The following is a 1777-nucleotide window of genomic DNA, read 5'->3' on the forward strand; positions in this document are numbered from 1 at the left end:
CGCGCTCGCCGGGGTGGCCCAACCAGCCGCCGCGCCCAGCCCGGTGAGGGCGCCGGCGGCCACCACCGTGCGCCGCCCGAGCCCTCGCTCGTGCCGTTCGGGCCGTTCCGGGGACTGGGGCCGTTCCGGGGACTGGGGCTGCTCCGCCATGACCGCTCCGCTCCTTCACGCGCCGCGCTGCCTTCAACGATCAGCGTGTGTCGGGAGGTCGGCGGTCGCCATGGACAAACGACACGTGACTGTTGGATCAATGCGTCGCGACCGGCCGTACGGTTCGCCTACGGTCGTCGGCCCAGGTACGCCAGCAGCCGCTCCTGCTCGCCGGCGCCCTCGGGCGCCGCGATCTCCGGGCCGAACCCGCCGGGGCCGCGGAACGCGGCGCCGAACCCCTCCGCCTGGGCCCGCAGACGACGCACCTCGGTCAGGTCCATCCGTTCGTCGCCGCCGGTGGCGCGGGCGATGTCCCAGGCGTGCACGACGAGGTCGAAGCACACGAAGTCGTCGACGGCCCGCTCCAGGCTCGTACGCCCCAGCATGCCGTCGAACTCGAGCCGCGCGGTGGCGGGGTCCTCGAGGAGTCGCCGCATGGCGTCCCGAGCCGCGCGCCAGGCGGCCACCGGGTCGTCGGCGGGCGCGTCGCCAGGAGCGTCGGCGGGGTCACCGACGGGGGCGTCAGCCGACGTCGGGTCCGGCGGCCCGGGCAGGTCGCGGCTGACGTATCCGGCCGTGCGGTGCTGTGTCTCGATGACGTGGTCGAGGACCTGGCGGGCGGTCCAGTCGGCGCAGGGCGAGGGGTCGTCCCAGCGCCGTGGCGGCACCGCCTCGACCTGGCGGGTGAAGGCGTCGGACAGCTGTCGGTATCGAGCGGAGATGTCAGTCACGGGGACATGCTGCCAGCCGCCGTCCTGGTTCTCCGGGAGTTTACGGAGAAGGAGCACGGGCTCGGGGAAGCGGGCACCAGCCTCTCCGCCGCGCCCGGACGGCGGGTCGCCGTAAAGTGAAACGGGGGACTGACCGGGCGGGAGTGGATGGATGGCTGTACGGCACGGCGGCACCGCGGACCCGGTGGAGCGGGGATTCCCGCACCTGGAGACCGTGCGGGCCGCCGTGACCGCGCTCTACCGGCGGCTGACCCCGGAGACGGTGCGCGCCTTCCAGCTCAGCGTCGCCCCCGTGGACGTCGGCTTCGACGCGCGGGAGGAACTGTACCTCGGCGTGCAGCGGGTGGCCGGCGTGATGGTGCGGCACCTGCGGCTGCCGGACGCCCGTATGGTGGTCAACTTCCGTGACATGACGGATGCCGCGCATGTCGAACTGGAGTCGGGCCCGGAGTACTTCGTGGAGCTGAACACCCGGTTCAAGACCCACCGCCGGGACATCGGCGCGGCCCTGGCACACGAGGTGATGCACGTCTACCTGCACCGGGTGGGGCTGGCCTTCCCCGGCGTGCGGGACAACGAGATCCTCACCGACACCGCCGCCGCCTACCTCGGCTCGGGCTGGCTGCTGCTGGACGCCTTCCGCCAGGACGCGCTGTCCTCCCAGAAGTTCGGCTATCTCACCCCGGAGGAGTTCGGCTACGTGCTCGCGAAGCGGGCCCGGCTCTTCGGCGAGGACCCGGCCGTCTGGTTCACCAGTCCGCAGGCGTACGAGGCGTACACGCTGGGCCGTACGCTCGCCGAGCGGGACGAGGCGCAGCCGCCGCTGGCCTCGGCGCGCTGGTCGGACAGGCGGCGGTACGCGCGCGACCGGCGCCTCGCGCAGGCGGGCGGCGCCG

The 1777-nt window shown here is 73.6% G+C and carries 2 protein-coding genes; one reads left to right on the forward strand and one right to left on the reverse strand.

The genetic code is table 11. The features are described from left to right. Positions 1 to 278: 278 nt before the first annotated feature. On the reverse strand, positions 279 to 881 hold the full coding sequence (locus tag AN216_RS17040) for a TIGR03086 family metal-binding protein (RefSeq protein WP_070197645.1): 603 nt from the start codon (positions 879 to 881) through the stop codon (positions 279 to 281). Positions 882 to 1032: 151 nt separating this feature from the next. Between AN216_RS17040 and AN216_RS17045 the strand changes: the two genes are divergently transcribed. After that, a partial coding sequence (locus AN216_RS17045) for a hypothetical protein (RefSeq protein ID WP_244502509.1) occupies positions 1033 to 1777 on the forward strand: 745 nt, incomplete at its 3' end.

Origin of the sequence: Streptomyces oceani, from assembly GCF_001751245.1 — a bacterium.
GTDB classification, from domain to species: Bacteria; Actinomycetota; Actinomycetes; order Streptomycetales; family Streptomycetaceae; genus Streptomyces; species Streptomyces oceani.